The sequence below is a fragment of the Vibrio aestuarianus genome, from assembly GCF_012395185.1.
Taxonomy (GTDB): domain Bacteria; phylum Pseudomonadota; class Gammaproteobacteria; order Enterobacterales; family Vibrionaceae; genus Vibrio; species Vibrio aestuarianus.
Genome location: NZ_JAAZTU010000013.1, coordinates 47,698 through 72,217 on the forward strand (window position 1 = coordinate 47,698; position 24,520 = coordinate 72,217).

Sequence of the window (24,520 nt, forward strand, 5' to 3'; positions counted from 1 at the left end):
ATTTACCCCTGATTAAGTGATGACCAATGACTATGCAGTACGCGCTCAAGCTCTAATGCACTTTTCTGCACAGCATCTTGTGCCGTTGCTAGCGTCTTTTTACCACCTTCAAAATCACTGGTGGTGAGATCAAATACGGTGCTGTAGGTGTCAGCACAAGTTTCGAATGCACGGCTACGAGGAATCGTCGCCATCATGACTTGATCGCCTAATAAGTAGTTCATCTCAGTTAAAACCGACACTTGCTTTTTGTTATCATCTTCAAACATAGTCGGCATCAGACGTACAAATTCGAGCCCTTTCCAATCTTCTGGAAACATTTCATACACCGTTGGCAGATGCTGGAAGAAATTGACTGTTGATGCCCAATCCAAGCGCTTTGCAGCACATGGAATCAATAACGCGTTAGAGGCATACATCGCATTCCACACTAGCGGGTCTACGTGTGGGCCGGTATCAATCATGATCATGTCAAAATCATCGGCTATTTTGTCTATCAACTTTTCTTTTAAAAGACGCACAATATCAAGCGATTGATTTTGAGAAAGATATTGCCAAGCTTCCGCATTAAACATCGCATCTTCGGGGAAAGCTGAAATGGTTTTCAAGTTTGGATACTGCGTTGGCAGCATGACATTTTTATGTAAAAACGCAGAATCGACTTCCGTCCCTTCAGGTACATTATCGAGCATAATATCAACTGCCGAGTAGATATTACTGTGTTCAGATAGACTTATTTGCGGATTTAAAAATAGGCGCAAAGAACCTTGAGGGTCCAAGTCGATTAAACAAATACGGTAGCGTTTATCCAAATTCAGCGCTAGACAAGCGGCTAAATGTACCGCCGTCATCGATTTCCCAGTGCCACCCTTTTGGTTTTGAACATTAATAATCCAGGGTTTGTGGTCACCATGTTTTTTACGTTGATGGAATTTAGGCACACCTGCAGCGTCCATTAGCATGTGCGCTTCAGCAAGAGAAATAGAATAATGATTGGCATTATTCTTAGTAAATTGATGACCGGCTTGTTCCAATTTAGTAATTGCTTCATCCAACTTACGACGAGTTAAACCAGAACGTGTTTCCATTAGTGCTTTAGACATTGGAGGAAAGTGGTCATCACTTCGCTCTTCTAAAACAATTTCAATACGGTCAGCTTGAACTTGTTGCGTCAATTCTGCGAGTTGGTAGAGATTATCTATCGTTTGTTCTCTTTTCATTGCCAAATTCCGTAATAGGTACTTAAGTAAGAATTGTACAGCAAAAAATACAATACACAATAAAAAGGTGAACATTCACTTTTAGAGTAATGTCACATTAAATAGAAAATAAATTAGGTATTTAATGTTAGTGGCCAATTTATAAACGCAAAATGCACAGCATTATCTCAACAAACTTGGAAAGATTGAAAGTATTACGTTGTCACTTATTTACAATGTAAACTCACATTGATTGGAAAATGTAAAACATAAACCAGAATGGGATAATGTAAATTCCATCGATAATAAAAATATGAAAAAGTTATAGCTCCTTTAAAAAATAACCCTCGGAACGATTATAGAATCTCTGTAATTTACGGCTAGTGTCATTTTCATTCGACATAGTGAGAAAATAGTAATAAAAATCATCAATCAAGTTCGCACTAAATCGATCGTGCTCGGTGAGAAATAGCTTTTGATCACTATAAAATGGTGGAAGCATGATCAAGGATTATTTGATGATCATGCTTCTTGATAAAAATGGACACTTAGGAACAATGATCAAGAGTAATCTATCGCATTCAAGTTGATTAAGCTCCCGCAATAGAACCTGATCTTTTACGGATCAATGATCAAGTACAGAATATCTACGGAAGCATGTAAAATCTCATTTAAATTACGGGGATTGTAGATGGAATCAAGTGCGAGCGTATTTCTCTTCTGTTGATACGACATGTAGAAAAACAGAAACGAAGTGAAGAACATTCAATTCAGGCCTTGATCATGCTTGCTGCAATATGCTTGCAACCCAATAACACCAACAGCAAAGCATGACATTGTTATTTTGAGATGAAATCGTACAAACCGTATCCAAAATTAACGAAAGAATACTTTTCATGATCATTGTTCCGTAGCCAAAGGTTAGTTCAATTTCGACTTATGATTGAAAAATAGATAACTTTTACTTCATTACTGTGGATAAGTTGTGGATGTATGATGATCATGCTTTTAAGAATACGTTGATCATTGATTCAGGACTGCAATGATCATCGTTCAACGAAATATTGATCATGCTTTCACCTAAGCATTGATCATGTTTTCATAACCACGATGATCATGCTTCGGAGGGTGTTTTTTTTTTATCATTAAAAAACAGTACATTACAGTAAAAAACATCTCCTGATCATTAGATCATATAATCAATATAGATCAGAATAATCAAAAAGATCAGTTGTTTAAAAGCAATAAATTTTTCTTTATTTATGATCTCTTTTTCTTTACTCTGTTGGAACTATAGCGATATTACGGCCAGTGTGATACGGATCCAATAATGAACTCAGACGAAAAAATACTGATCAAAGCACCAAGAAGTCATAAAGATGGTCATCTTTTTGAAATATCTGAGGCAGCCGTAGATTGGGTTGAGCAATACCAACACTTCAAAGGCGTAACGAAAAGTATTGTTGAACTTCTTAATCTTATCTCCTTACGAGGCTTTCGGAGTCAAGACGGTTTAGTATCCACAACCGAATTAATCGAAGCAACAGATGGTCAACTAACCAGAGCTGCGATTCAGCAACGTTTACGTGCCGCAGTAAGCATCGGTTTATTTAAACAGATCCCTGTTAAATTCGAGGAAGGACTAGCTGGTAAGACGATGTTACATAAATTCGTCAACCCTAATCAATTGATCTCAGTCCTAGGATCAACGAGTTTAGTCACTGAATCAGTAAAACAAACCGAAAAACGTAAACGGTCGAAAGCATTAGCTCAAACTCAAGTAAATAAACGTTTGCTCAATGAACACGGGTTAAACATTCCACCAGCTATGAAAGATGAGGCGGATCAATTTGTCGTTTCTCCAACCAACTGGGCTGGGATCATTGATCAAGCATTAGCTCCGCCTAGAACTCGTAAAAGTTACCAAAAATCAATGGTTTCAATTTCTGGGACGCGGGCGATTATTGAAACCCGCTCGTCGAAAAATATCATGACGGTCGATGATTTAATGACATTATTTGCGCTGTTTACGCTAACCGTGCAATACCATGATCATCACCAAGAAGATTACCAACTTAATACCACCCATACTCCAAATAAAACACCGCTCTACATTACGGATATTTTGTCGTTACGTGGAAAAAAGGACAGTGGGCCTGCTCGTGATTCAATTCGCGATAGTATTGATCGTATTGAATTTACCGATTTTCAACTGCACGAATTGACTGGTCGTTGGCTAAGTGAAAATATGCCGGAAGGTTTTAAGAGTGATCGATTCCGTTTTATTGCTAGAACGATCACCGCCTCAGAAGAAGCGCCAACCGAGGGCGCTGATGGCGAGATCCGGATCAAGCCCAATCTCTATATTTTAGTCTGGGAGCCGTCATTCTACGAAGAGCTGCTCACTCGTGATTATTTCTTCCTATTTCCACCAGAGATCTTGAAACAACATACCTTAGTGTTTCAATTGTACTCCTATTTTCGGAGTAGGATGTCTCGTCGCCACACAGACAGCATGCTACTTAGCGAGCTCAACCAAAAATTGGGCCGTAACATTGAATGGCGTCGTTTCTCAATGGATCTGATCCGTGAATTGAAACGGCTATCAGAAGGGAAAGGTAACGATGAGATCTTTATCGTTAATCTGTGGGGTTATCATTTAACGGTAACGGCAATAACGGAAAAAAATAAGATCACGGACTACCAAGTTGATATTAAGTGCGATGTTGAAGAAGTTTTACGTTATTCACGCGCACGTACAACTAACGCTGGTAAACGTAATATGGCTCCGACACTGCCTAATCCTTTGCGCAATGAAATTGTATCCAAGCAGAAACTTGAAGAACTGGCTGAGATTATTGATGGAGAGTTTGAGCCAATTCAACGCAAAGCACCGTCACCGAAAGGCAAATTGGGACGTCGTGTGAAGCAGAGAAAACACCTTGTTGAGATCAATGCTGACGAAATCACGATAACCCTATCTAAATATACCTCTCCAGAGGCTCTAGAACGCAGTATAACAGCGCTATCAGCAATGACTGGTCACTCACCTTCATCGATTAAAGAAGAGTGTATAGAGCTTATAGATAAGCTTGATTGGTTACGAGTAAGCGGTGAAATAATCCCATATGAAACATTGAGCAAATTGATCGAGCTATACAATACTCAAAACGAGAATAAGCACTTATCGATAGAACGTTTAATTTCAGGCCTAGCTGTACGCCGTAAAGTCTGCAAACAAGTTTATGATGGTCACCTAGATGAATCGGTGTTTCGTGCACTTGATGAAGTCGCGATTGGCATTTAGTAACAAACAGATTAACAACACAATTCTGACAGGTAATTGACATTACTATTGGTGGCATTAACTATGCTTGAAAACGAATAGACAACCTTTTTCCTATCTGATTGATAGATTGGCTCATATTGCTACATTCTGAATAGATTCGCGAGTTCTTTTGAACTCGCTTTTTTTTGCCAAAAATTCCATATGTGGAAACATGATCAAGGTAAATTATCTTAATAACATACTGTCTTTGAGTATCCTCCTTTGATTGGTTTCTCGTGATCTTTTTCTGACTCCTAGTTAAAACGCGCATAATTAGGGAGGTTCTTTTCGTATATTACCGAAATAAGCAGTAATACAATCTGGCTCTATTTTTTTTAGGGTCATTTCATCAATGAAAAGCAAATTATTATTACTAACTATTAGCGCAGTGATTGCAGGGTGTGGAGGAGAGGATGGAAAAAGCAACTCAGCGGTGAGCAGTAATGCGTTGAGCAGCAATGCTTTCCCGAATTTATCTACGCTATCGACACACTCAGTGTCTCTACAACCAGTGCAATGTAACCAGATGCAACTAGTTGGCAATAGTTATGTTCAGCCAAATACCGTTGAGAAATGCTGGTTTTTGCAAGTTCCAGAAGACTACTCACAACCAGATGGTAAAAAAATTACAGTTGCGGTTGCTAAAACGGCCTCTCAAGGTATCAAAAAAGGATCTTTTATACATCTCAATGGCGGGCCTGGAGGGATGTCAATTGATTGGGCTGAATACAGCAATAGTGAATTATCTGTATTGTCCGAGAATCATGATATCTACTTTGTTGATCAGCGTGGGACGGGGTACTCTACTCCTTCTTTAAGCTGCGACTTTGAAGACTCAGGTACTGCGCAGCAAATTAGAGGTTGTAAGAACAAATATGTCAATGACGGTGTGGACTTAAACCAGTATACAAATGTAAACAATGCCCTCGATTTACTGCTGCTAGAAAAAAAACTGGAAGAAATTGAGGAAATTGAAGATGGATGGAAACTTTATGGTGTTTCATATGGTACGCGTCTTGCCATGACTATGGCTCGTGAAGAGCAAAAGCAGATCAAAGCTGGCTATCAGAGCTCCAGTGCAATTCAAATGATGGTATTAGATGGCGTCTTTCCTATTGAAATGAACGGTGTTCAGGATATGCCGTGGTCAAACTATGAAGCACTAGACAGGATTCTTGAAGTGTGCCGTCGTAGTGTTGGATATTGTGATGAAGCGACATTTAAATCAGCACTAAATACTAAGCTTACTGAAATAGACGACAAATACTATGATATTTTTCTAAATTATCTGACTACGATAAGTATGCTGCGTGATGATAATAAACCTTTTGAGGGGCAATTAAACCCAGTTGAATTTATTAAACAGCCTAAGGCAAATATTGAGTTTCTCCTAGATACTCTAATTACTCTTCGAGCTAATTCCTATGATCCTTCATATCCTAGTCAGTTTGCTGCAATGGGGTTAGCAAATATTTGTGCTGAAGAACCTGTTAAACCAAAGTACTACACGAGTCATCACGAGAGTCGAGAAAAGTGGGGCTCTGCAGTGCAAAAAGCAGTAGATGGCAGTACTCATTTTGGCTTGACTCTAGAAGCATGTCAGGCAATTAACATCGAGCCTGTTGATAGTAGCTTCTATGCGTCTATGGAATCTGTAAATTATCCGGTACTCATTCTGAATGGTGCCAACGATGGTATTACACCACCAGCACTCGCTGATGTGTCTGCTAACAAGTTCACGAACATGCTCAGTTTAACTTACGACCAAGGCTCTCATGGTATTTTGACAGATGCTCAAGATTGGGCTCCTTGTCTGAAAAGTTTGGTTCTTAGCTCGATCAATGAGCCTGAAGATATGCTTAGTTTAGATACTACATGCTTAAATACTCAAGATTTTAAGTATGTTGCTGATATGAACTAATATAAGGTAACAAGTTCGCGCCCTTATAGCCAATAAAGCGGTTGTAAGGGGGCATTGTTTACTATTAGTTTTTAATGTAGATAAATTGATCCTCATTCCATGAAAGGGACGCCATAAAGCTTACATGCGCATCAATTAAGCCTGAAGCGATGGCGTGCCATTGAGTTTGATCCTGCTGCTGGCAAAATTCGAGAGAAAGAACGATAATATGTTGCAGCCGTTTCATGCACCAATCTTTGATAATTAAGTCGGTTAACGGATCGGCACTTGTCTGCTGTAGTTTGGCGTAAGCAAACTGTAAATATTGAAAGGCAGCATCTGGTTGATTGGTTTGCTGGTGTTGAAATAAACGTAGACAACCATCCAAAAAGTAAGCAATTGCTTTACTTTGATTGTCATTGAGATCTGGCCCAAATACACTCCTTGGTACATCGATAAGTAACTGTTTAAGCGCTTGCCATTGAGTATCGTTTCGTTGCTGATGAAGCGTTTCCATTGCATGTAACCAAATCAATAACCTTGACATAATCACTCCTTCCAATCGCTTAGATTGACTATCCATCTGTAAACAAAACTTCTTTGTATATCTCTTTCCTATTTGAAGTTGCAGCGGTGTTGGTTACGGTTGCTCACCCCAATCACTTGCCGCCTACCGGTAACTTCAAGTTGCTTAGGTATAGTTTGGTTTAGTTTTGAGTATTTATCTATATGGGGAAATGGCTTGAGAGTTAGGTTGAATAGGGGCTGGAGAGCCAAAATGAGAGCTGGATCAGAACACATTTTTTAGGGTAATTTCTTAAATGTACTTCTACACTGATAGTTGAGCAAAGGATAAGTGAGGGATTTATTAATTAGATTCCAGAAACCCTAGCGCCAATCACATTATGAACTAAATGTTCTTAACAACAATCGGTCCCTTTGCTAAAGATTACGTGTCCCTTACATGGTTTGTTCGGAGGTAACAATGTCCATTAATTCTATTAACCATGACGAAATGACAGATATTGCAAGTAAGTGGGACTTCACGGAAGAAGTAGAAACTCAAAAACCGGTTAAAAACCTTAAATCAGCCGAAGCTCGTCGCCGCATTGAAGCATTGAGAGAGATTCGCGAAAGTGGTTTAACCATTGAGGAAGCAAAGGAGCTAGGTATACTTCACTAACGTGTGCCCCACGATTAAATTCACAAGGGTGGTCTTGGTACCACCCTTTGTATTTTCGTTTTTCTTGATTTCATACCGACAAAACGCACATTTCTATTCTTAATTTTCCCATTTCCTATGCTATATTTCGTGCCACGTATTTACTGATCTAGGCTAACTCATGTCCTTCAACCTTTCTTTACTGCCTGCTGATGAAAAAAATAAAGTGGAACTTGATAAGCAAGCCTCATTTTTAATTTGGAAACTTAAGCAGGGTAAAGCTGGGCCAGAGGAAATCACGAAACAGCAATCAAAGATTGCCAGTGAGACAGAGAAAGAGTGGTTTTTGCAGTCGGTGAACAAATACAAAAGAGTGATGGGCGTTGCGTAGCGTTCATGTCTTTGCTAAGTGGTGAATTGAAATGATCCCACTTTTTGCTAAAATCCCTCGCATAAAATTGAATTAGAGAGATCATCCCGATGGGAAGAAGTTTTGAAGTGCGCAAAGCCTCAATGGCGAAAACTCAAGGCGCAAAAATTAAAGTTTATTCCAAATACGGTAAAGAAATTTACATGTGTGCGAAAAATGGTGGTTCAGACCCAGACATGAATTTGTCTTTGCGTCACCTGATCACCAAGGCGAAAAAAGACCAAGTACCAGCTCACGTTATCGATAAAGCGCTAGACAAAGCTGCTGGCGGTGGCGGTGAAGATTACCAACCAGCTCGTTACGAAGGTTTTGGCCCTGGTGGTTCAAGCGTTATTGTTGATTGCTTGACTGACAACGGTAACCGTACTTTCCAAGATGTTCGCCAATGCTTTGTTAAGACTGGTGCAAAAATCGGTACTCCAGGTACTGTTGCGCACATGTTCGATCATCAAGCGGTATTTCAGTTTAAAGGTGATGATGAAGATTCTATCCTTGAAGCACTGATGATGGATGATGTTGACGTAACGGATGTAGAACTTGAAGATGGTGTTATCACGGTATTCGCGCCACACACTGAATTCTTCAAAGTAAAAACATCTTTGAACACGCAATTTCCTGATATCACTTTGGATGTGGAAGAGATTACTTTTGTACCTCAAACCCATACTCCAGTTACCGGTGATGATGCTGAGAAGTTCCAGAAGTTCTTAGATATGCTAGATGATTGTGATGACGTTCAGCAGGTTTACCATAACGCTGAGTTGTAATTTCATCAAAACCATATAAACCGAGCTACTAGCTCGGTTTTTTTATCTTTGCCGTGTAAAGCATGTGTGTTTCTCGTCCTTATCCCTACTAAAAACAGGTATAACGAGAAGGTTATTGTCATAGACATAATGCATGCAATCCCGAAACTAGGGCAGACGCGTTGCTAATATAAGGAGAAAACAATGAAAGTGAGTTTTATTGGTCTAGGGGTCATGGGTTTTCCTATGGCGGGGCATCTGCAAGCTACGGGGTTTGATGTCACGGTTTATAACCGCACACATTCCAAAGCGCAGCAGTGGGTTGAAAAATACCAAGGCAAGCTTGCTGATAATGTAAGCGATTGTGTTAAAGATGCCGATATTGTGCTGACTTGCGTGGGTAATGACGACGACGTTCGCAGTATGACGACCAGCCCATCAGGTGCGATTGCAGCAATGAAGCCTGGCTCGATTTTGGTTGATCACACCACCACATCGGCCTTGCTTGCTGAAGAGCTAGAAAAGGCATCAGTAGCCGCTGGCATTCGTTTTATGGATGCTCCGGTATCTGGTGGACAAGCTGGCGCTGAAAATGGTGTATTGACAATTATGTGCGGTGGAGACCAGGCTCTCTTCGATACGCTGCAACCTATTTTTGCCGCTTATGGTAAATCATCGGTACTGATGGGGAGAGTAGGGCAAGGTCAGCGCGCAAAAATGGTCAATCAGATATGCATTGCAGGGGTATTAAATGGTTTGTCTGAAGGACTTATTTTGGCGGAAAAGTCTGGGTTAGATATTGCTACTTTAGTGGATTGCTTAAAAAATGGTGCGGCAGGCTCATGGCAGATGGAAAATCGTGCGGTGAATATGTCAATGGGCAAATTTGATTATGGATTCGCCATTGATTGGATGATTAAAGACTTAGGTTTTTGCCTTGATGAAGCACAGCGCCAAGGAGTGAAACTACCAATGACAGAGAATACGATCCAAGCTTATCAATCTCTATCCGCTCAAGGTGATGGAAGAATGGATACTTCAGTGCTCATTAAAGCGATAAAACAGCACGCTTAAAACTTTCAGCACAAATAAAAAGCCTTTGATTGGTCTTTAGGGGCTTTTTTACAACACATTGATATACCCTTCCTGCTTGAAGTTGCAGCGGTGTTGCTACGTTCGTTTACTCCAATCACATAGTTTATCTATGCTCATGGGGATGAACTCACTTGTTGCCTACCTGCGACTTCAAGTTGTTTGGGTGTAGTGTAAATATCAACAATATTAGTCTTCGTTTCCTGCCTGAACTAGCATATTTTCGTTGAATCATTCCAAACTAATCTTGTGAATAGTATTTAAGTTATTTGCTAACGTTGGGTAACATAAACACCCATCTACCGATGTTTATATTCTTTAAAATTATAGCTTTTCACCTCAAAAATGTTGGATCATAAATAAAGTTTACACTGTAAATAATTTATTGAAATGAAGTTCCCCAAGTCATGTTTCATATTATTTTTAGTCTTACTATCTCTGATTAAAAATTTTAATTATTAATGAGTTACAACTTTTTTCTGTATTGTTTGCTTTTTTATCTTCTCTTTTTGTTGTTATGCAGCCGCTTGCTAATTAAGTATTACCTTCTACACTCAAAATCAGGCTTAAAACAAAATAATTAGAAAAATAATAATACATAAGGGTTGGTATGGATTTAACGTTGGCTGAGTCTTTGGAAATTTCAACGGTGTTGGATTCCAAAGCTCAATATCTAGAATGGCTTAAACAAAATTCCCCTCTGCGCATTGATGCCTCTCTCGTGGCACATGTTGATGCCGCAGGAATTCAATTACTCGCTTCATTCTTTATGACAGCGAGGCATGCCAACATCGATATCAGCTTAGTAAACGCAACAAATACACTCACTGAAGGGATTACAGTGCTGGCTTTAGAAGGCCTGTTCGCAGAGTAATCGGGTTTTGTAAGGAAAAATCTATGACAAAGATTCTCGCTGTTGACGATTCTGTTTCAATCCGCCAAATGCTTAGTCACACATTGAAAGATGCGGGCTATGAGGTTGAAACAGCCAATGATGGAAGTGATGCGTTGCGCAAGGCGCAGCAGACAAAGTTTGACGTTGTTATCTCTGACGTCAATATGCCTATCATGGGCGGGTTTGATTTGGTAAGAGCAATAAGAGGGAAACCACAGTACAAATTCATCCCCATTTTAATGCTAACGACTGAAACCAGTATGGAAAAAAAGCAAGAGGGAAAATCAGCAGGAGCAACGGGGTGGTTGGTCAAGCCATTTAACCCTGACACTTTATTAAAAACACTGAAACGCGTTATTTAAAAATAGAACCATATAAAAAAACACCATCATAAATAACAATATCAATTGGCAGGAATATCTATGGCTCTAGACATGGAAATGTTGCGCAAGATGTTTTACGAAGAATGTCGTGAAAATCTTGAAGTACTTGAAAGTGTACTACTTAACCTTGATCCTCTCGAGGTTGACAACGAGACCATTAATACTATTTTTCGTGCCGCTCATTCGATAAAAGGTGGAGCCGCTACGTTTAACTTACTTGATATCAGTGAGTTCACTCATTCGGTTGAAGCGTATTTGGATTTGGTGCGAAATGAACAAGCAACGTTAACTGCTCAAAGTGTTGATATTCTCCTTAAAGGTGGCGATTGCATCCGAAACATGCTCGAAGGATACGAAAGTGGTATCGATGTTGATCATGATCTTAAACAAAAAGTTAGCCATTCTTTGCAAGCGTTATTGTCGATAAGTAATGAAGAGCAAGTACTGGATAATGCTCAGCAACCAAACGCTGAATTAAAGAGCCCTCTCGAAAATCATAATGCAAACACCCGTTGGGAGATCGTCTTTTCGCCTCATCAAGAACTGTTTTTTAGCGGTAATGATCCATTGAGACTCTTACGCGAACTCAAAGAACTCGATGAGCAATGCACTATAGAGGTTCAGCAAGATACTCTCCCCGAGCTTGCTGAAATCGAGGCTGAACTTTGCTATTTAGGTTGGACGATTACCTTAAATGGTTGCATTGATGAAAATGATATTCGTGAGATTTTCGAATGGGTTGAAGATCAATGTGACTTGGCGATTTCACGGCTAGAGATCGGCGTTCAAATGACACCTCCTCATGCAGATCAACCGACAGTAGAATCGAGCAATAGGCAGGAAGACGTCTTATCTGTTGTGACGATACCAACTTCTGACCTTTCTCCTAAAGCAACTAAAGCGGCGAAACCCGAATCGAGTGTTAGCTCAATTCGGGTTGATATCGATAAAGTTGATAGCTTAATTAACCTGGTGGGGGAGTTAGTCATTACGCAATCAATGCTGACTGAAATTGGTAATGATTTCAGTATGGATAAGCTGGAAAAACTTAAAGCTGGCCTCGCTCAACTGCTGCAAAATAGTAAAGATCTACAAGAAAATGTACTCAATATCAGAATGTTACCCATGAGTTTTGCTTTTAGCCGTTTTCCTCGCTTAGTTCGAGATTTGTGCGGTCGGCTTGAAAAGAAAGTTGAACTGAATATTGTCGGAGAAAACACCGAGTTAGATAAAACGGTATTGGAACGCATTGTTGATCCACTAGTGCACCTAGTGCGAAATGGCATTGATCACGGTATTGAACAGCCGCAATTTCGCCTTGATCAAGGCAAGGCGGAAACCGGTACGATAGAACTCCATGCTTACCATCAAGGTGGTTCAATTATTGTTGAAGTAAAAGATGATGGTGCAGGTATTGATTGTGAAAGAATATGGCAAAAAGCCATAGAAAAAGGTGTGCTTCCTAAAGACTCTCGGCGTGAAGACATCTCTGATAAACAGATACTTAACCTCATTTTCGCCCCCGGTTTTTCAACAGCAGAGCAAGTTTCAGATATCTCTGGTCGAGGTGTCGGCATGGATGTGGTGAAACGAAACATTGAAGAGCTCGGTGGCCATATTGAAGTGGAATCAACGCTTGGTAAAGGCAGTCATTTCACCATTAGCTTACCGCTCACCTTAGCCATTTTGGATGGGCAATTGGTTAAAGTAGGCGGTGAAGTTTATATCATTCCTCTTCTGACGATCATCGAATCTATTCAAATTAATCATGCCAACATCAAATATGCCGCTGGTGGGGTTGAACTGTACCGCTTACGGGAAGAAAACATCCCTATCTTACGTCTGCAAGATGAGCTTGAGATGGGGGAAAGTGGAGAGTTAAGCGATAGGATTATTTGCTTTGTCGAGGCGGCAGGCAACCGAGTCGGGCTATTGGTCGATGAGTTATTGGATCAGCAGCAAGTTGTGATTAAAAGCTTAGATTCCAACTACAGCAAAGTATCCGGTATCTCGGGCGCTACGATTTTAGGCGACGGCTCAGTTTCTCTGATATTAGATATTCAAGGTTTAATTTCAGCGTACTCAAATCGCCGTTCAAATCCCTCATCCAAAATTATTGCAGCCTAATATACCCAAACAACTTGAAGTTGCAGGTAGGCGGCAAGTGAGTTCATCCCCATGAGCATAGATAAACTATGTGATTGGGGTGAGCGAATGTAGCCAACACCGCTGCAACTTCAAGTAGGAAGGGTATAAAGATGAAAAGGAAGAAGGAATGGAAGCAGAATATTCATCAACTCATCAAAATACGGCTCAAGCGCAAAGCGTGTTGAATGCATTGTACGAAGAACGCAGTAGCGCCGCTGATTTTCTAAGTTTCCGTCTTGCTAAAGAACTTTATGGCGTCGCTATTCAGGATGTGGAAGAGATTAGAGTATGGGAACAACCCACGCCAATTCCTCATGCTCCTGAATTTGTTAAAGGGGTCATTAATATGCGAGGCATGATCGTCCCTATTATTGATCTACGCATTCGCTTTGGGGTTTCACCTTGTGAGTACTTACCAACTACGGTCGTATTGGTATTGCACTGTCAACAAGAGGAACAACAAAGAGTCATGGGGTTGGTTGTTGACGCTGTCAGTGATGTTATTGCTCAAGGTGAGAATGTGCTCTTTCCTGCGATTGGTGAAACTACCGCGGCATCTTACTTACTTGGTTTACTCAATGTTGGTGATGAAGTGATGTCACTGCTTGATACCCATGAGCTTCTCGATATGCAGCGCATTTTAGGTGGAGAGTAGCTTATGCCAACACAAGAATTTCTCAGTTTTGTGCTTGATGGTGATGAGTACGCGGTACCCATTTTAGACGTACGTGAAGTGCGAGGTTGGAATGACGTTCGTGCGGTACCCAATGCCCCCGACTATTTGCTTGGGTTGCTTGATATCCGCGGTGAATACGTTCCGATTGTTGACTTGCGGTTACGTTTTCATTTGTCACCTGCACAAATAGGCGCCACAACGGTTGTCATTGTCCTCAATGATAGTCACAACAATCCATTAGGGGTCATTGTCGATGGTGTTTCCGAGGTTTATGACCTGAGTTTAGAGCAAATTAAACCAGTCCCAGCCTTATCGTCATCGGTCGATCAGCGTTTTATGAAAGGGATCGCCTCTGTAGCTAATGGTCATTTGATCTTAATTAATATCGAGGCCCTTTTTGATGTAACAGGGCTAAACCAGACGTTTGTAGAAGAAGCTATTATGTGAGGGAATACTCATGGCATTTTGGAATAGAAAACCAGCAACCACAACGCAATTTGTTCCACCGGTAAATGATCCGCTAGTCGATGAAAATGAAGGGATGTCAAACCAGCAACTTCTCTCTGCACTCAATGCGGCAAAAACCGCATTGATGATGATTGATAGAGATTTTCAAATAACCTATCTCAATAAACAATCATTGACTTTGCTTAAACAGCATGAAGCTCTGTTTCAAAGTGTTTGGCCTGGCTTTCGAGCTGACGAATCATTTTTAATGGGTTATTGCATTGATGGTTTTCATGTTAACCCACAGCACCAACGTCAAATGCTCTCTACACCGGCAAACCTACCGTTTACGACCGTCATTGATATTAAAGGGGTGAAAATAGAACTGAACGTTGGGGCGATCATCGATGAAAATGGGGCTTATACTGGCAATACATTAGAGTGGCGAGATGTCACCGCCATACGCCGGCAAGAAGATGAAGTGGCGCGTTTGCGCGCCGCGGTTGACCAGGCTCAAACCGCGATGGTTATGATCGATCGTGACCTTCTTATTACCTACATTAACCAACAAACATTGGCATTATTTGCTAAGCATGAAAGCACCATGCGCACCGTTTGGTCAGGCTTTACTGCTTCTGCTGAATGGTTGTTAGGGCGCTGTATTGATGAGTTCCACCAACACCCTGCGCATCAACGAAAATTGCTCAGCGACCCTACTAATTTGCCTTACAGCACGGACATTTCGATTGGTGATCTCAAAATTGAACTAAACGTTGCGGCAATTCATGACTTAAATGGCCAGTACATTGGCAATACATTGGAGTGGCGAGACGTCACAGAGGAGCGAGCTAAAGAGCAACAAATTGGTCGCTTGGCGTCTGCCGTCGAGGGTATGACCACCAACCTGATGATGGCGGATAAAAATGGCATTATTCAGTATCTCAATCCATCGTTATCTAAGTTGATGCACAGCCGAGAAAGCGATTTACGTAAAGTATTATCGAGTTTTGATGCCAGTAACCTAGTAGGAAAGAACATTGATGTGTTCCATAAAAATCCGGGCCACCAGCGCAGCATTATTTCAGACCCAGATCGCCTGCCATTTTCATCGAATATTAAAGTGGGAACATTAGAATTTAACTTAACTTGTATCGCGATGCGCAATAGCAAGGGTGAGTATATTGGTCCGGCATTGCAGTGGGTCGATATTACCGAGCAGCAAGACGGCCAGCGCCAAGTTGAAAGCTTGATACAAAAGGCGATTGCTGGCGAGCTGAATGAGCGAATCGATACCACAGTATACAGTGGGTTCATGCGTGAATTAGGCGAAGGAATCAATAATTTACTTGATACTCTCGTGGCACCTCTAGGCCAATGTATTGATGTGATGAGTAAAGTGGCGGAAGGTGACCTTAATACCAAAATGGAAGAAGGTAGCCAAGGTGAGTTTGGTCGTCTTACTGATGCAGTCAATACGTCCATTACCAATTTACGCAATATGGTCGATAAAATTACGGTTTCGTCTGCGCGTGTCGCGACAGCATCAACCGAAATTGCCGATGGTAATAATGATTTAAGCCAGCGAGTAGAAGCACAAGCTTCGAATCTAGAACAAACCGCCGCTAGTATGGAAGAGATGACCGCAACTGTTCGTCAAAACGCCGATAATGCCAAAGGCGCGAATGAATTAGCTGATGATGCCGCCAAAAAAGCAGGCAAAGGTGGGGAAGTGGTTGGCGAAGCGATCTCTGCGATGGCTGAAATTAACAGTGCCAGTAAAAAGATTGCAGACATTATTGGTGTGATAGATGAAATTGCCTTCCAGACAAACTTACTCGCCCTAAATGCCGCCGTTGAAGCAGCGCGAGCTGGAGAGCAAGGCCGTGGTTTTGCAGTTGTGGCAGGAGAAGTGCGTAACTTAGCGCAGCGCAGTGCAGCAGCAGCCAAAGAAATTAAAGGGCTTATCAAAGACAGTGTTGAGAAGGTCGAAGAAGGTTCGCGTTTGGTGGATGAATCTGGCGCGACGTTGAAAGAAATTGTCGATGCTGTAGCGCGAGTTTCTGATCTTATTGCCCAAATAGCCTCTTCTAGTATTGAACAGTCAACCGGTATTGATGAAATTAATCGAGCTGTCTCCGCAATGGATGAGATGACACAGCAAAATGCTTCCCTAGTTGAACAAACGTCGGCAGCAAGCCAGTCATTGAAAGATGAAGGTAAAGAGCTACTCAACTTAATGAATTACTTTGCAACTGATAGCAATATCACCACTTTCGAATCGAAAAAGCCACATAGAGTTGCTCAAACCACTAAAGCGAATGTGAGTGATATTCGATCACCAACGAAAGTGGTGAATTCAAAGCTCAATCTTGCTGAGGACGGAGATGAATGGGAAGAGTTCTAACCGGTGCGACTGCGATGAACATTAACCAAGAGTTTGAGTTAACGGATACCGACTTCAAATTCATTCAGTGGTTCATGCATAAAACGGTGGGTATTTATCTCTCAGACGCGAAGCGAGCCATGGTTTATGGGCGGATCAGTCGCCAGATGCGTAAGCGTGGCGTGCAACGGTTTAGTGATTATAAGCAGCTCATTGAGCAAAATGAGCAAGAGCGTATTCACTTTATTAATACACTAACGACTAATAAAACACAGTTTTTTCGTGAGTATCATCATTTTGAGTTCTTAGAAAAAGTGTTGTTGGCAGAGTGGAAAGCTCAGCAGGTTAGCCACCCTAAAATTTGGTCAGCAGGTTGCTCTACTGGTGAAGAACCATACAGCTTTATTGCGTCACTTTATTGCTCAGGCTTATTTGATTTTGCCAAGGATGTCGATATTTATGCGACCGATTTAGATACTCAAGTGTTGGCGCATGCGCAAGCTGGAATTTATTCAGCTGAAGCAGCCGCGACAATCCCGGAACCGTATTTAAAAAAGTGTTTTTTAAAAGGCGTCGGTACGCAGAATGGGAAGATGAAGATAGCCAGTAAATTACAAAGTCATATTCATTTTCAGCAACTTAATTTGTTATCTCGGTGGGCAGTACCTAATAATCTAGACCTGATTTCATGCCGTAATGTCATGATTTATTTTGATAAACCTACGCAGGAGGCTTTGCTTAAACGATTTTATGATTGGTTAAAACCAAATGGGATTTTATTTCTTGGTCACTCAGAAAGTGTCGGGCGATGTGCTGATCTATTCCATCATCTTGGCCACACCATTTATGTGAAGTTATAAGGTAACTATACATGGCATCGTTAGCGATTCACTCAGAGGATAACCGGCATTTCAATCGGTTTCACCACCCACAAAAGAAAGTGGATTGGGTGAAAGTGTTGCCCGGAGGTATCTACTGCACTAATCGTCAAGAAATTATCTGTACTGGTTTGGGATCGTGCGTGGCTGCGTGTATGTGGGACCCTGAAGCGAAAGTTGGAGGAATGAACCACTTCCTACTGCCATTTGATAATTATTCACAAATCGATCACTGGAAACCTGATGAAGTTGCATCAACGGCTTCAAGGTACGGTTGTTATGCGATGGAGTTGCTGATTAATCAGTTAATCAAAATGGGGGCAGATCGCCAGCGATTAAGAGTTAAATTATTTGGTGGTGCTCAAATGCTCGGTTTGAAGATTATGATTGGTCAAAAAAATATCGACTTTATAACCAGTTACGCAAAACAAGAACGGCTCATTGTTGCAGCGAAAGACCTTGGTGGCTGTGAACCAAGAAAAGTGATGTTTGATCCATTAACAGGCAGAGCATGGTTAAAAAGGATTCCATTTAGTGACGCTATTTTGCTCAGTAATCAAGAAAAGAGATATGCCACACAGTTGGAACATGAAACTCATAACAAACAGAATGATGTGGAGTTATTTGAATGAGTAAGAAGATCAAAGTGTTGGTCGTAGATGATTCCCCTGTTTTCAGAGCCTTATTATCTGAGTTGATCAATGCAGACCCGATACTGGAAGTCGTGGCAATGGCAGAAGATCCTTATCAGGCTAGAGAGTTGATAAAAAAGCGTAATCCCGACGTGCTGACGCTAGATATTGAAATGCCAAAAATGAACGGTGTGCAGTTTTTAAAAAATTTGATGCGTCTTAGACCGATGCCTGTGGTGATGATCTCAACACTCGCGCAGCACGGCGCTGAAGCCACTTTAGAAGCTTTGGAGGCGGGAGCTGTCGATTATTTTCCCAAACCTGCCATTGAAAATACGGCCGAAATGGTCAGTTATAAGCAACTGGTGAATGAAAAGATCAAAATGGCCGCAGGTGCAAACATCGCTCAGCCAAATCATCATGCTAATGTTGCTGAAAAATTGGTCAGCAGCCACGCTCAGACTCGTTATCAATTGATTGCTATTGGTGCGTCTACCGGGGGAACGGAGGCTGTGAAAAACGTATTGTCTGCATTGCCATCGGGCTTGCCGCCGATAGTGATTACTCAGCATATTAGTGCAATGTTTACTCGTCCATTTGCTGAACGTTTAAATAAAAACAGCGCCATTGAGGTTCGTGAGCTTTCTACTCATCAAGCGCCATTAGTCAATGGATGTGCTTACGTTGCCCCCGGAGATAAACATTTAATTGTCGTTAAAAAAGGAGCTCATTTATATTGCCAGCTTGATGATCGCCCTGCGGTCAATCGACATAAGCCTTCTGTTGACGTCATGTTTGATTCTGTTGCAGAAGCGGTTGGTGATAAAGCCATCGGCGTTCTCTTGACTGGAATGGGTAAAGATGGAGCGCAAGGCATGTTAAAGATGAAGCAATATGGTGCTTTTACTATCGCTCAGGACGAGCAGAGTTCTATTGTATGGGGAATGCCAAAAGCGGCGGTAGATATCGGTGCTGTTCAGCATATCAAAGCGCTGAGTACGATTCCTCAATGGATATGTGATGAGCTTTATCCGTAATTGGCAAACATTTACTTTCAAGGAATGGGCAATGAGTAATAAAACAATCACCCAGAAAGCAAAATACATATTGGCTTTAGTTGTGCAGGTAAGCGCATTGTTAGTTGCTATGTTTTATTCTGATTCGAGTTGGCATATTGGTCTATGGGTTTTTGCGGCATGTATTCCCTGGTTTGTCTTGCCGCTAAGCCTTAAAAGTAACAGCAAAATTTCGCCATCATCCTCCACAGTTCAAGGAAATACTTCCCTTGATTCAATGAAATATATCCAAAAAATAGAGCAGTTATTTACAGAAACATTACCGAAAGTCAGTGAACCTTTGGCAATGCAACGCACTGTTATTGATGAGTCTATCGAAACGCTCAATGACAGCTTTTTCGGTTTACAAAGTGTCAGTGAAAAGCAAAGTTTAATCTCTAGTACCTTGGTTAACAATTTACTTGCTAACCAAGGTAGTGAATATGATTTAACCACAGTTTTGCCACGTACTGAGGCGATCATTGATAGTTTTGTGCAAACGCTAATTGATATTTCTGAGAAAAGTATTTCCGCAGTACACAGTATCCATGATATGTCCGAAAAACTCGATATGGTGTTTAAATTACTGGCGCAAGTACGAGGTTTATCAGAGCAAACGAACCTGCTAGCACTCAATGCAGCGATAGAGGCGGCGAGGGCTGGGGAGGCTGGGCGAGGGTTTGCTGTTGTTGCTCAAGAGGTTCGTGAACTGTCGGTAAAAGCTCGAGATCTTAATGGCAAAATAGAATCGGAAATTAATGTGGCATTACAAACGGTTCAACAAGCAAACCAAACGGTTGGTGATATGGCCTCGATAGATATGACTCATGTCATTGAATCTAAAGAAAAAGTAGATCATATGCTGCGTGGTGTACAACAAATAAATACCGAAATTGAACAAGAAGTACAAAAGATTCAAGAGTTAGGATATGAGTTAACAACGCAAGTGGGAAATGGTGTTCGCTCACTCCAGTTTGCCGACATAGTTGTGCAGCAAGGTGAGTATGCGCAAACATCGATCATGTATATGCAAGAAGCTATCGAGCTTTTGAAAGCGGTCCACAGTCAGAATATGTCGAAAGACTTATTAGCTGAACAGCTTCAGCAATTGACGGAACGATTGCGCAACCGAAATGCACCGGCTGCCAACCAAACCAGTATGGATGAAGGTGACGTTGAGCTGTTTTAGGAGAAAGGTACATGAGTATTGAAAGCGAAGTGGATAACAACACCAAACATATCACCATTGCAATAGAAGGTGCTTTTGGATTTGGTTTAGTAAAAGATTTTCGTAGTAGTTATTCCCCCTACCGAGATTATCGATTCACCATTGATTTGCGTAAAGTCGATTACATTGATAGTGCTGGCCTTGGCATGTTACTGAATATGCATAAATATCTTGAACAGAGTGATGGGATGATCCGCATTATAAACACCTTACCTCAAGTCAAGAAAATTTTGCTTATTTCGCGGTTTGATAAAAAGTTTTCCATTGAATAAAACTTAAAAGGAGCAGGTTATGCGAGTAATGATCGTTGATGACCATGCGACGAATAGAGAACTGTGTCGATTTATCTTGTCTCATATCGTCGAGCATATCGATACCTTTGAAAATGGCGAAGGTGTCGTTGAGGCAATGCTAGCAATGGACGAGTTGCCTGACATTATTTTGCTTGATGTAATGATGCCAATTAAGAACGGCTTTGCAACGGCCAAGGAGATACGCCAAGCATTTCCTTACCACCATATCCCGATCATTTTCCTGACTGTCTTAGACGACCACGATTCTTATGAACGTTGCTTATCTCTAGGTGATGATTTTATTCTGAAACCGGTTGAGCGGAGTGTGTTGATTGCAAAAGTTCAAGCACACTACCGCATTGTAAAAATGCATAATGAAGTCACTTTGCAAAGAGATGAACTCCATCATTTTAATGAGCAGGTGCAATATGACTACGCTATTGCCGAGTCCATTTTTACTAACCTAATGGATGAGATGAGCACTAAGGTGAGTAACATTTATGGGATAAATTATATCTCGACACCTTCTACTATTTTTAATGGTGATCTCATTGTAGTAGCAAATCGACCATACGGCGGTGTGTATGTGATGGTTGCGGATGCTACCGGGCATGGTTTGCCTGCCGCTATATCAACCATTCCTGCGACACGAACTTTTTTTACTATGACAGAGAAAGGGATGTCGCTTGGAGAAATTGTCGAAGAAGTGAATAATGCACTCGTGAAATTTCTGCCGATAGGCATGATGCTTGCCGCTAGTGTGTTTGAGATTAGAGCGAATGGATTAGAAGTATCATGGTGGGGAGGGGGATTACCCGATGGTTATTTGCTCGACAGTGACGGACAAATTGTTCGACGCTTAGTCTCCTCGCATATGCCATTGGGAGTGCTTGAACCTGATGAATTCGAAGTGAATTTGGTGCATTTTAAGCTAGAACCTAATCAAAGAATTATTTGCTACACCGATGGTATTACCGAAGCAATGAACGAAAAAGGAGAGCAGTTTGGCCAGCAACGTTTAGAGCAAGTGTTACAAAGAAGTCGCCAAGATCTTATCGCAGATCTATATGAGGAAGTGCGTCAATTTGCCAATCGGGGACGTGGTGATGATTTGTCGATCCTTTCTATGACCTTTCCTATCACAAATCGTAATGATGTGCTTGCGCCGCAGAAGAAAACGGTCCTTTGCTCTATTCCAATGCAAAGTCATTTGCATTTTCCCGCCAGTATCCTCAAAAAGACAGCGATCATGAATGAAGTTCGCAATATTATGCGAGGCATTGTCAGCAGTGGTGCTCATCTTGATTTAGCCTGTTCTGTACTTTCTGAGTTGTTCGCTAATGCCATTGAGCATGGCCTACTGAAATTGGACTCTGCATTAAAGGATGACCCGGAAGGGTTCTTTGCTTTTTATGAGCTACGAGAGAAGCGAATGAGCGAGTTGGATGAAAGTTATTGGGTTAATTTGGACGTGGACTACGACCCTGATCGCTCGCAAGTGACTTTTTTACTTGAGCATAATGGTGATGGGTTTGATTATAAGAACCTAGTTGACCAGAATAACGATAAAACGCATGGTCGAGGAGTGATACTAGTGTCTGAGCTTTGTGAATCATTTGAATACTCAAAACATGGACGATGTGTGAAGGCTATTTATTCACTCAACGCGTAGTAGAATACGCTATCAAGCATGCCAGTGAATAGTTACAAAGTGACTTATTATATATCAAAAGTGCCCATTTATCTCAATCCATCCTATTCTTTAGACAGTATTGGGTGAGTTTGGTCATCACTAAGTGATGTATCCCTTAGTTTGATTGTCGATATATTTAGCCCGCTCATTAAATTGTATACACTGCCAAGTAAAGGATGATTGAACGTGTGGGTTGAGTAATATGTGGACAAGCTTTATCTCGTTTTCACAAGACAAAATACAAGTGATAGCGCAGCTTCCAGGAACGGAGTCTGTCGATAAGCGTTTTGATCAGACTGGCTTGAAAGAAGCATTATTGGAGCTTGGTGCTGCGAATTACTTTTTAGATGAAGCTGAAATCACACGTTTTATTAATTGTGCCAAAGAAGGAAAAGGTGAAGCCTTTTCCGGTATTGCTATTGCCTGCATGAAGCATGCAACCGTCGAAGTGGTATTGAGTGATAATGACATGCTTGCAAGCATGGTTGTTACGGGAGCTTACGGCGGAAGAGCGTTACGAGGAAGTGAGGTAGTGCACGCGTTAGCACAGTCTCATGTAACGAAAGGTATTAATAAATTAGCGTTAAAAAAAGTGCTAATGGTGAGCCACACTTTAAAAGGTGGCGAAACCTTCAACCAACCAGTAGCACAAGGAAAAGAGCCAATTCAGGGTAAAGATACGCAGTTTATTGCTTTAGTTGAGGATGTTACTAAGCGTGTTTTAGCTCCAGCCAAAAAGCCAGGCCAAGATAAAGTCGATATGCGTAACCTCGGTGAAACGATCACCGTTGGCCAAGATGACGCAGTGATGCGTCGTATTCCAGCCACTAAAGGTACGCCTGGCTACACCGTTCAAGGCAAAATTATTCCACCTAAGCCGGGTACAGATTCAGCATTGGTTGCTGGTAAAGGTTCTTATATATCACCTAATGATCCTAATTTATTGCTGTCTAGCCAGGCTGGCATGCCAATACTCAAGAGCAAAACGGTGGATGTAGATAATGCACTATGCTTAAACAATGTTAGTGTTGCTACCGGTCACGTGAAGTTTAAAGGCTGTGTTGTGATCACTGGGGATGTTGAACCAGGCATGATTGTGCGTGCTACCGGCTCAATCACCATCGGTGGGTTTATTGAGTCTGCTGATGTTCAGGCACAAGATAACATTGAAGTTGGAAAAGGTATTATTGGTCATACGGTATCGGAAGGTGAACCCAAGAGCTGTATTGTCAAATCAGGTGGTTCGATTACAGCAAATTATGCTCAATTTAGTGAACTACAAGCCGCGGAAGATATTAATCTAGCGGTACATAGTATGAGTAATGAGTTGCGTTGTGGCAATGAGCTGAAAGTTATTGATAGTAAAGAAAAACAAGGCACATTGAGCGGCGGTCATGCCAAAGTTGGTGGCAAGGTTGTCTGCTTTAATCTGGGGGTTGAAGGGGATACCGCTACTCATGTGCAGGCTTTTGCTCGCTATGCCATGTATAAAGATCGCATAGCCAAACACAAAGATCAGTATACCCAAGCCCAAGAAGCCACTATGGACGTGATTCGCCAAGAAATTGAGTTTAAGAAAAAGCCGAAAGCTGAAAGGACCGAAGAGCAGCAGCTTAAAATTGAACAATTTAAGCAACAGTCAAATGAACGCTTAGAAAAAGCCAAAACAGCGTTAGAGATACTCACGGATGAGTTTGAACAGTTACTTGAGATCAACACAATAGAAGCCAAAAATAAAGTATACACTCATGTCACTGTGCAATTTGGTGATGAACGTGTCGTCACCAAGCGGGTACATGGCGCAAGTATATTTTCGTTCAACCAGTACGATATTAAGTGTGCATCTATGCTTGAAGAAGAGGATGTTGGAGGGATATAACTAACCTCACTTATGATTTAAAAAAACGGGGAGTGTAGTGCTCCCCGTTTTTGTACTAATTACAATAAGTAAT

Annotated in this window: 21 protein-coding genes; 19 read left to right on the forward strand and 2 right to left on the reverse strand. The window is 41.3% G+C overall.

Annotated features, from left to right (window positions below; all coding sequences use genetic code 11):
* Positions 1-2: 2 nt before the first annotated feature.
* Positions 3-1,220 carry a ParA family protein gene (locus HGG78_RS08200; protein WP_053308935.1) on the reverse strand — a complete coding sequence of 406 codons (1,218 nt, stop codon included), beginning with the start codon at positions 1,218-1,220 and terminating at the stop codon, positions 3-5.
* Between the two features lie 1,309 nt (positions 1,221-2,529).
* Here HGG78_RS08200 and HGG78_RS08205 point away from each other — a divergent pair.
* Positions 2,530-4,506, forward strand: coding sequence for a replication initiator protein RctB domain-containing protein (locus tag HGG78_RS08205; protein ID WP_172532590.1), 1,977 nt, complete (start codon positions 2,530-2,532; stop codon positions 4,504-4,506).
* Between the two features lie 373 nt (positions 4,507-4,879).
* Entirely contained in the window at positions 4,880-6,448 is a 1,569-nt protein-coding gene (locus HGG78_RS08210) for an alpha/beta hydrolase (RefSeq protein WP_172532591.1), read from the forward strand.
* A 64-nt stretch (positions 6,449-6,512) separates the two neighbouring features.
* On the opposite strand, the gene HGG78_RS08215 is transcribed toward HGG78_RS08210, so the two are convergent.
* Complete coding sequence (locus tag HGG78_RS08215) at positions 6,513-6,974, reverse strand: transcriptional regulator (RefSeq protein ID WP_254068170.1); 462 nt, start codon at positions 6,972-6,974, stop codon at positions 6,513-6,515.
* A gap of 438 nt (positions 6,975-7,412) precedes the next feature.
* Here HGG78_RS08215 and HGG78_RS08220 point away from each other — a divergent pair, with 438 nt between their 5' ends.
* From HGG78_RS08220 to HGG78_RS08300, 17 genes are all read left to right on the forward strand, one after another.
* Positions 7,413-7,610, forward strand: coding sequence for a PA3496 family putative envelope integrity protein (locus HGG78_RS08220; RefSeq protein WP_053308938.1), 198 nt, complete (start codon positions 7,413-7,415; stop codon positions 7,608-7,610).
* Between the two features lie 160 nt (positions 7,611-7,770).
* Positions 7,771-7,980, forward strand: coding sequence for a DUF3283 family protein (locus HGG78_RS08225; RefSeq protein WP_053308939.1), 210 nt, complete (start codon positions 7,771-7,773; stop codon positions 7,978-7,980).
* Positions 7,981-8,069: 89 nt separating this feature from the next.
* Positions 8,070-8,786, forward strand: a complete 717-nt coding sequence (locus HGG78_RS08230; protein WP_053308940.1) for a YebC/PmpR family DNA-binding transcriptional regulator — start codon at positions 8,070-8,072, stop codon at positions 8,784-8,786.
* A gap of 183 nt (positions 8,787-8,969) precedes the next feature.
* Positions 8,970-9,839 carry an NAD(P)-dependent oxidoreductase gene (locus HGG78_RS08235; RefSeq protein ID WP_172532592.1) on the forward strand — a complete coding sequence of 290 codons (870 nt, stop codon included), beginning with the start codon at positions 8,970-8,972 and terminating at the stop codon, positions 9,837-9,839.
* A gap of 628 nt (positions 9,840-10,467) precedes the next feature.
* Positions 10,468-10,731 (forward strand): STAS domain-containing protein, encoded by a 264-nt coding sequence (locus tag HGG78_RS08240; RefSeq protein WP_053308942.1) that lies wholly within the window; start codon positions 10,468-10,470, stop codon positions 10,729-10,731.
* Between the two features lie 23 nt (positions 10,732-10,754).
* On the forward strand, positions 10,755-11,114 hold the full coding sequence (locus tag HGG78_RS08245) for a response regulator (protein WP_053308943.1): 360 nt from the start codon (positions 10,755-10,757) through the stop codon (positions 11,112-11,114).
* 60 nt (positions 11,115-11,174) lie between these two features.
* On the forward strand, positions 11,175-13,262 hold the full coding sequence (locus HGG78_RS08250; protein WP_172532593.1) for a chemotaxis protein CheA: 2,088 nt from the start codon (positions 11,175-11,177) through the stop codon (positions 13,260-13,262).
* Positions 13,263-13,410: 148 nt separating this feature from the next.
* On the forward strand, positions 13,411-13,938 hold the full coding sequence (locus HGG78_RS08255; RefSeq protein ID WP_172532594.1) for a chemotaxis protein CheW: 528 nt from the start codon (positions 13,411-13,413) through the stop codon (positions 13,936-13,938).
* A 3-nt stretch (positions 13,939-13,941) separates the two neighbouring features.
* Positions 13,942-14,406: a chemotaxis protein CheW gene (locus HGG78_RS08260; protein ID WP_053308946.1), complete on the forward strand. Its 465-nt coding sequence runs from the start codon at positions 13,942-13,944 to the stop codon at positions 14,404-14,406.
* Positions 14,407-14,416: 10 nt separating this feature from the next.
* Positions 14,417-16,810: an aerotaxis transducer Aer2 gene (aer2, locus tag HGG78_RS08265; RefSeq protein ID WP_172532595.1), complete on the forward strand. Its 2,394-nt coding sequence runs from the start codon at positions 14,417-14,419 to the stop codon at positions 16,808-16,810.
* Entirely contained in the window at positions 16,795-17,649 is an 855-nt protein-coding gene (locus HGG78_RS08270) for a CheR family methyltransferase (protein WP_172532596.1), read from the forward strand. Before aer2 ends, HGG78_RS08270 begins: the two co-directional genes overlap by 16 nt.
* 11 nt (positions 17,650-17,660) lie before the next feature.
* On the forward strand, positions 17,661-18,299 hold the full coding sequence (locus HGG78_RS08275) for a chemotaxis protein CheD (protein WP_172532597.1): 639 nt from the start codon (positions 17,661-17,663) through the stop codon (positions 18,297-18,299).
* Positions 18,296-19,336: a protein-glutamate methylesterase/protein-glutamine glutaminase gene (locus HGG78_RS08280; RefSeq protein ID WP_172532598.1), complete on the forward strand. Its 1,041-nt coding sequence runs from the start codon at positions 18,296-18,298 to the stop codon at positions 19,334-19,336. Before HGG78_RS08275 ends, HGG78_RS08280 begins: the two co-directional genes overlap by 4 nt.
* Before the next feature lie 31 nt (positions 19,337-19,367).
* Positions 19,368-20,543, forward strand: coding sequence for a methyl-accepting chemotaxis protein (locus HGG78_RS08285; RefSeq protein ID WP_172532599.1), 1,176 nt, complete (start codon positions 19,368-19,370; stop codon positions 20,541-20,543).
* Between the two features lie 11 nt (positions 20,544-20,554).
* Positions 20,555-20,854 carry an STAS domain-containing protein gene (locus HGG78_RS08290; RefSeq protein WP_053308952.1) on the forward strand — a complete coding sequence of 100 codons (300 nt, stop codon included), beginning with the start codon at positions 20,555-20,557 and terminating at the stop codon, positions 20,852-20,854.
* Between the two features lie 19 nt (positions 20,855-20,873).
* Positions 20,874-22,547 (forward strand): ATP-binding SpoIIE family protein phosphatase, encoded by a 1,674-nt coding sequence (locus tag HGG78_RS08295; RefSeq protein WP_254068172.1) that lies wholly within the window; start codon positions 20,874-20,876, stop codon positions 22,545-22,547.
* A 223-nt stretch (positions 22,548-22,770) separates the two neighbouring features.
* A complete protein-coding gene (locus HGG78_RS08300) occupies positions 22,771-24,447 on the forward strand; it encodes a DUF342 domain-containing protein (RefSeq protein ID WP_172532600.1) in 1,677 nt (558 codons plus the stop codon).
* Positions 24,448-24,520: the final 73 nt, after the last annotated feature.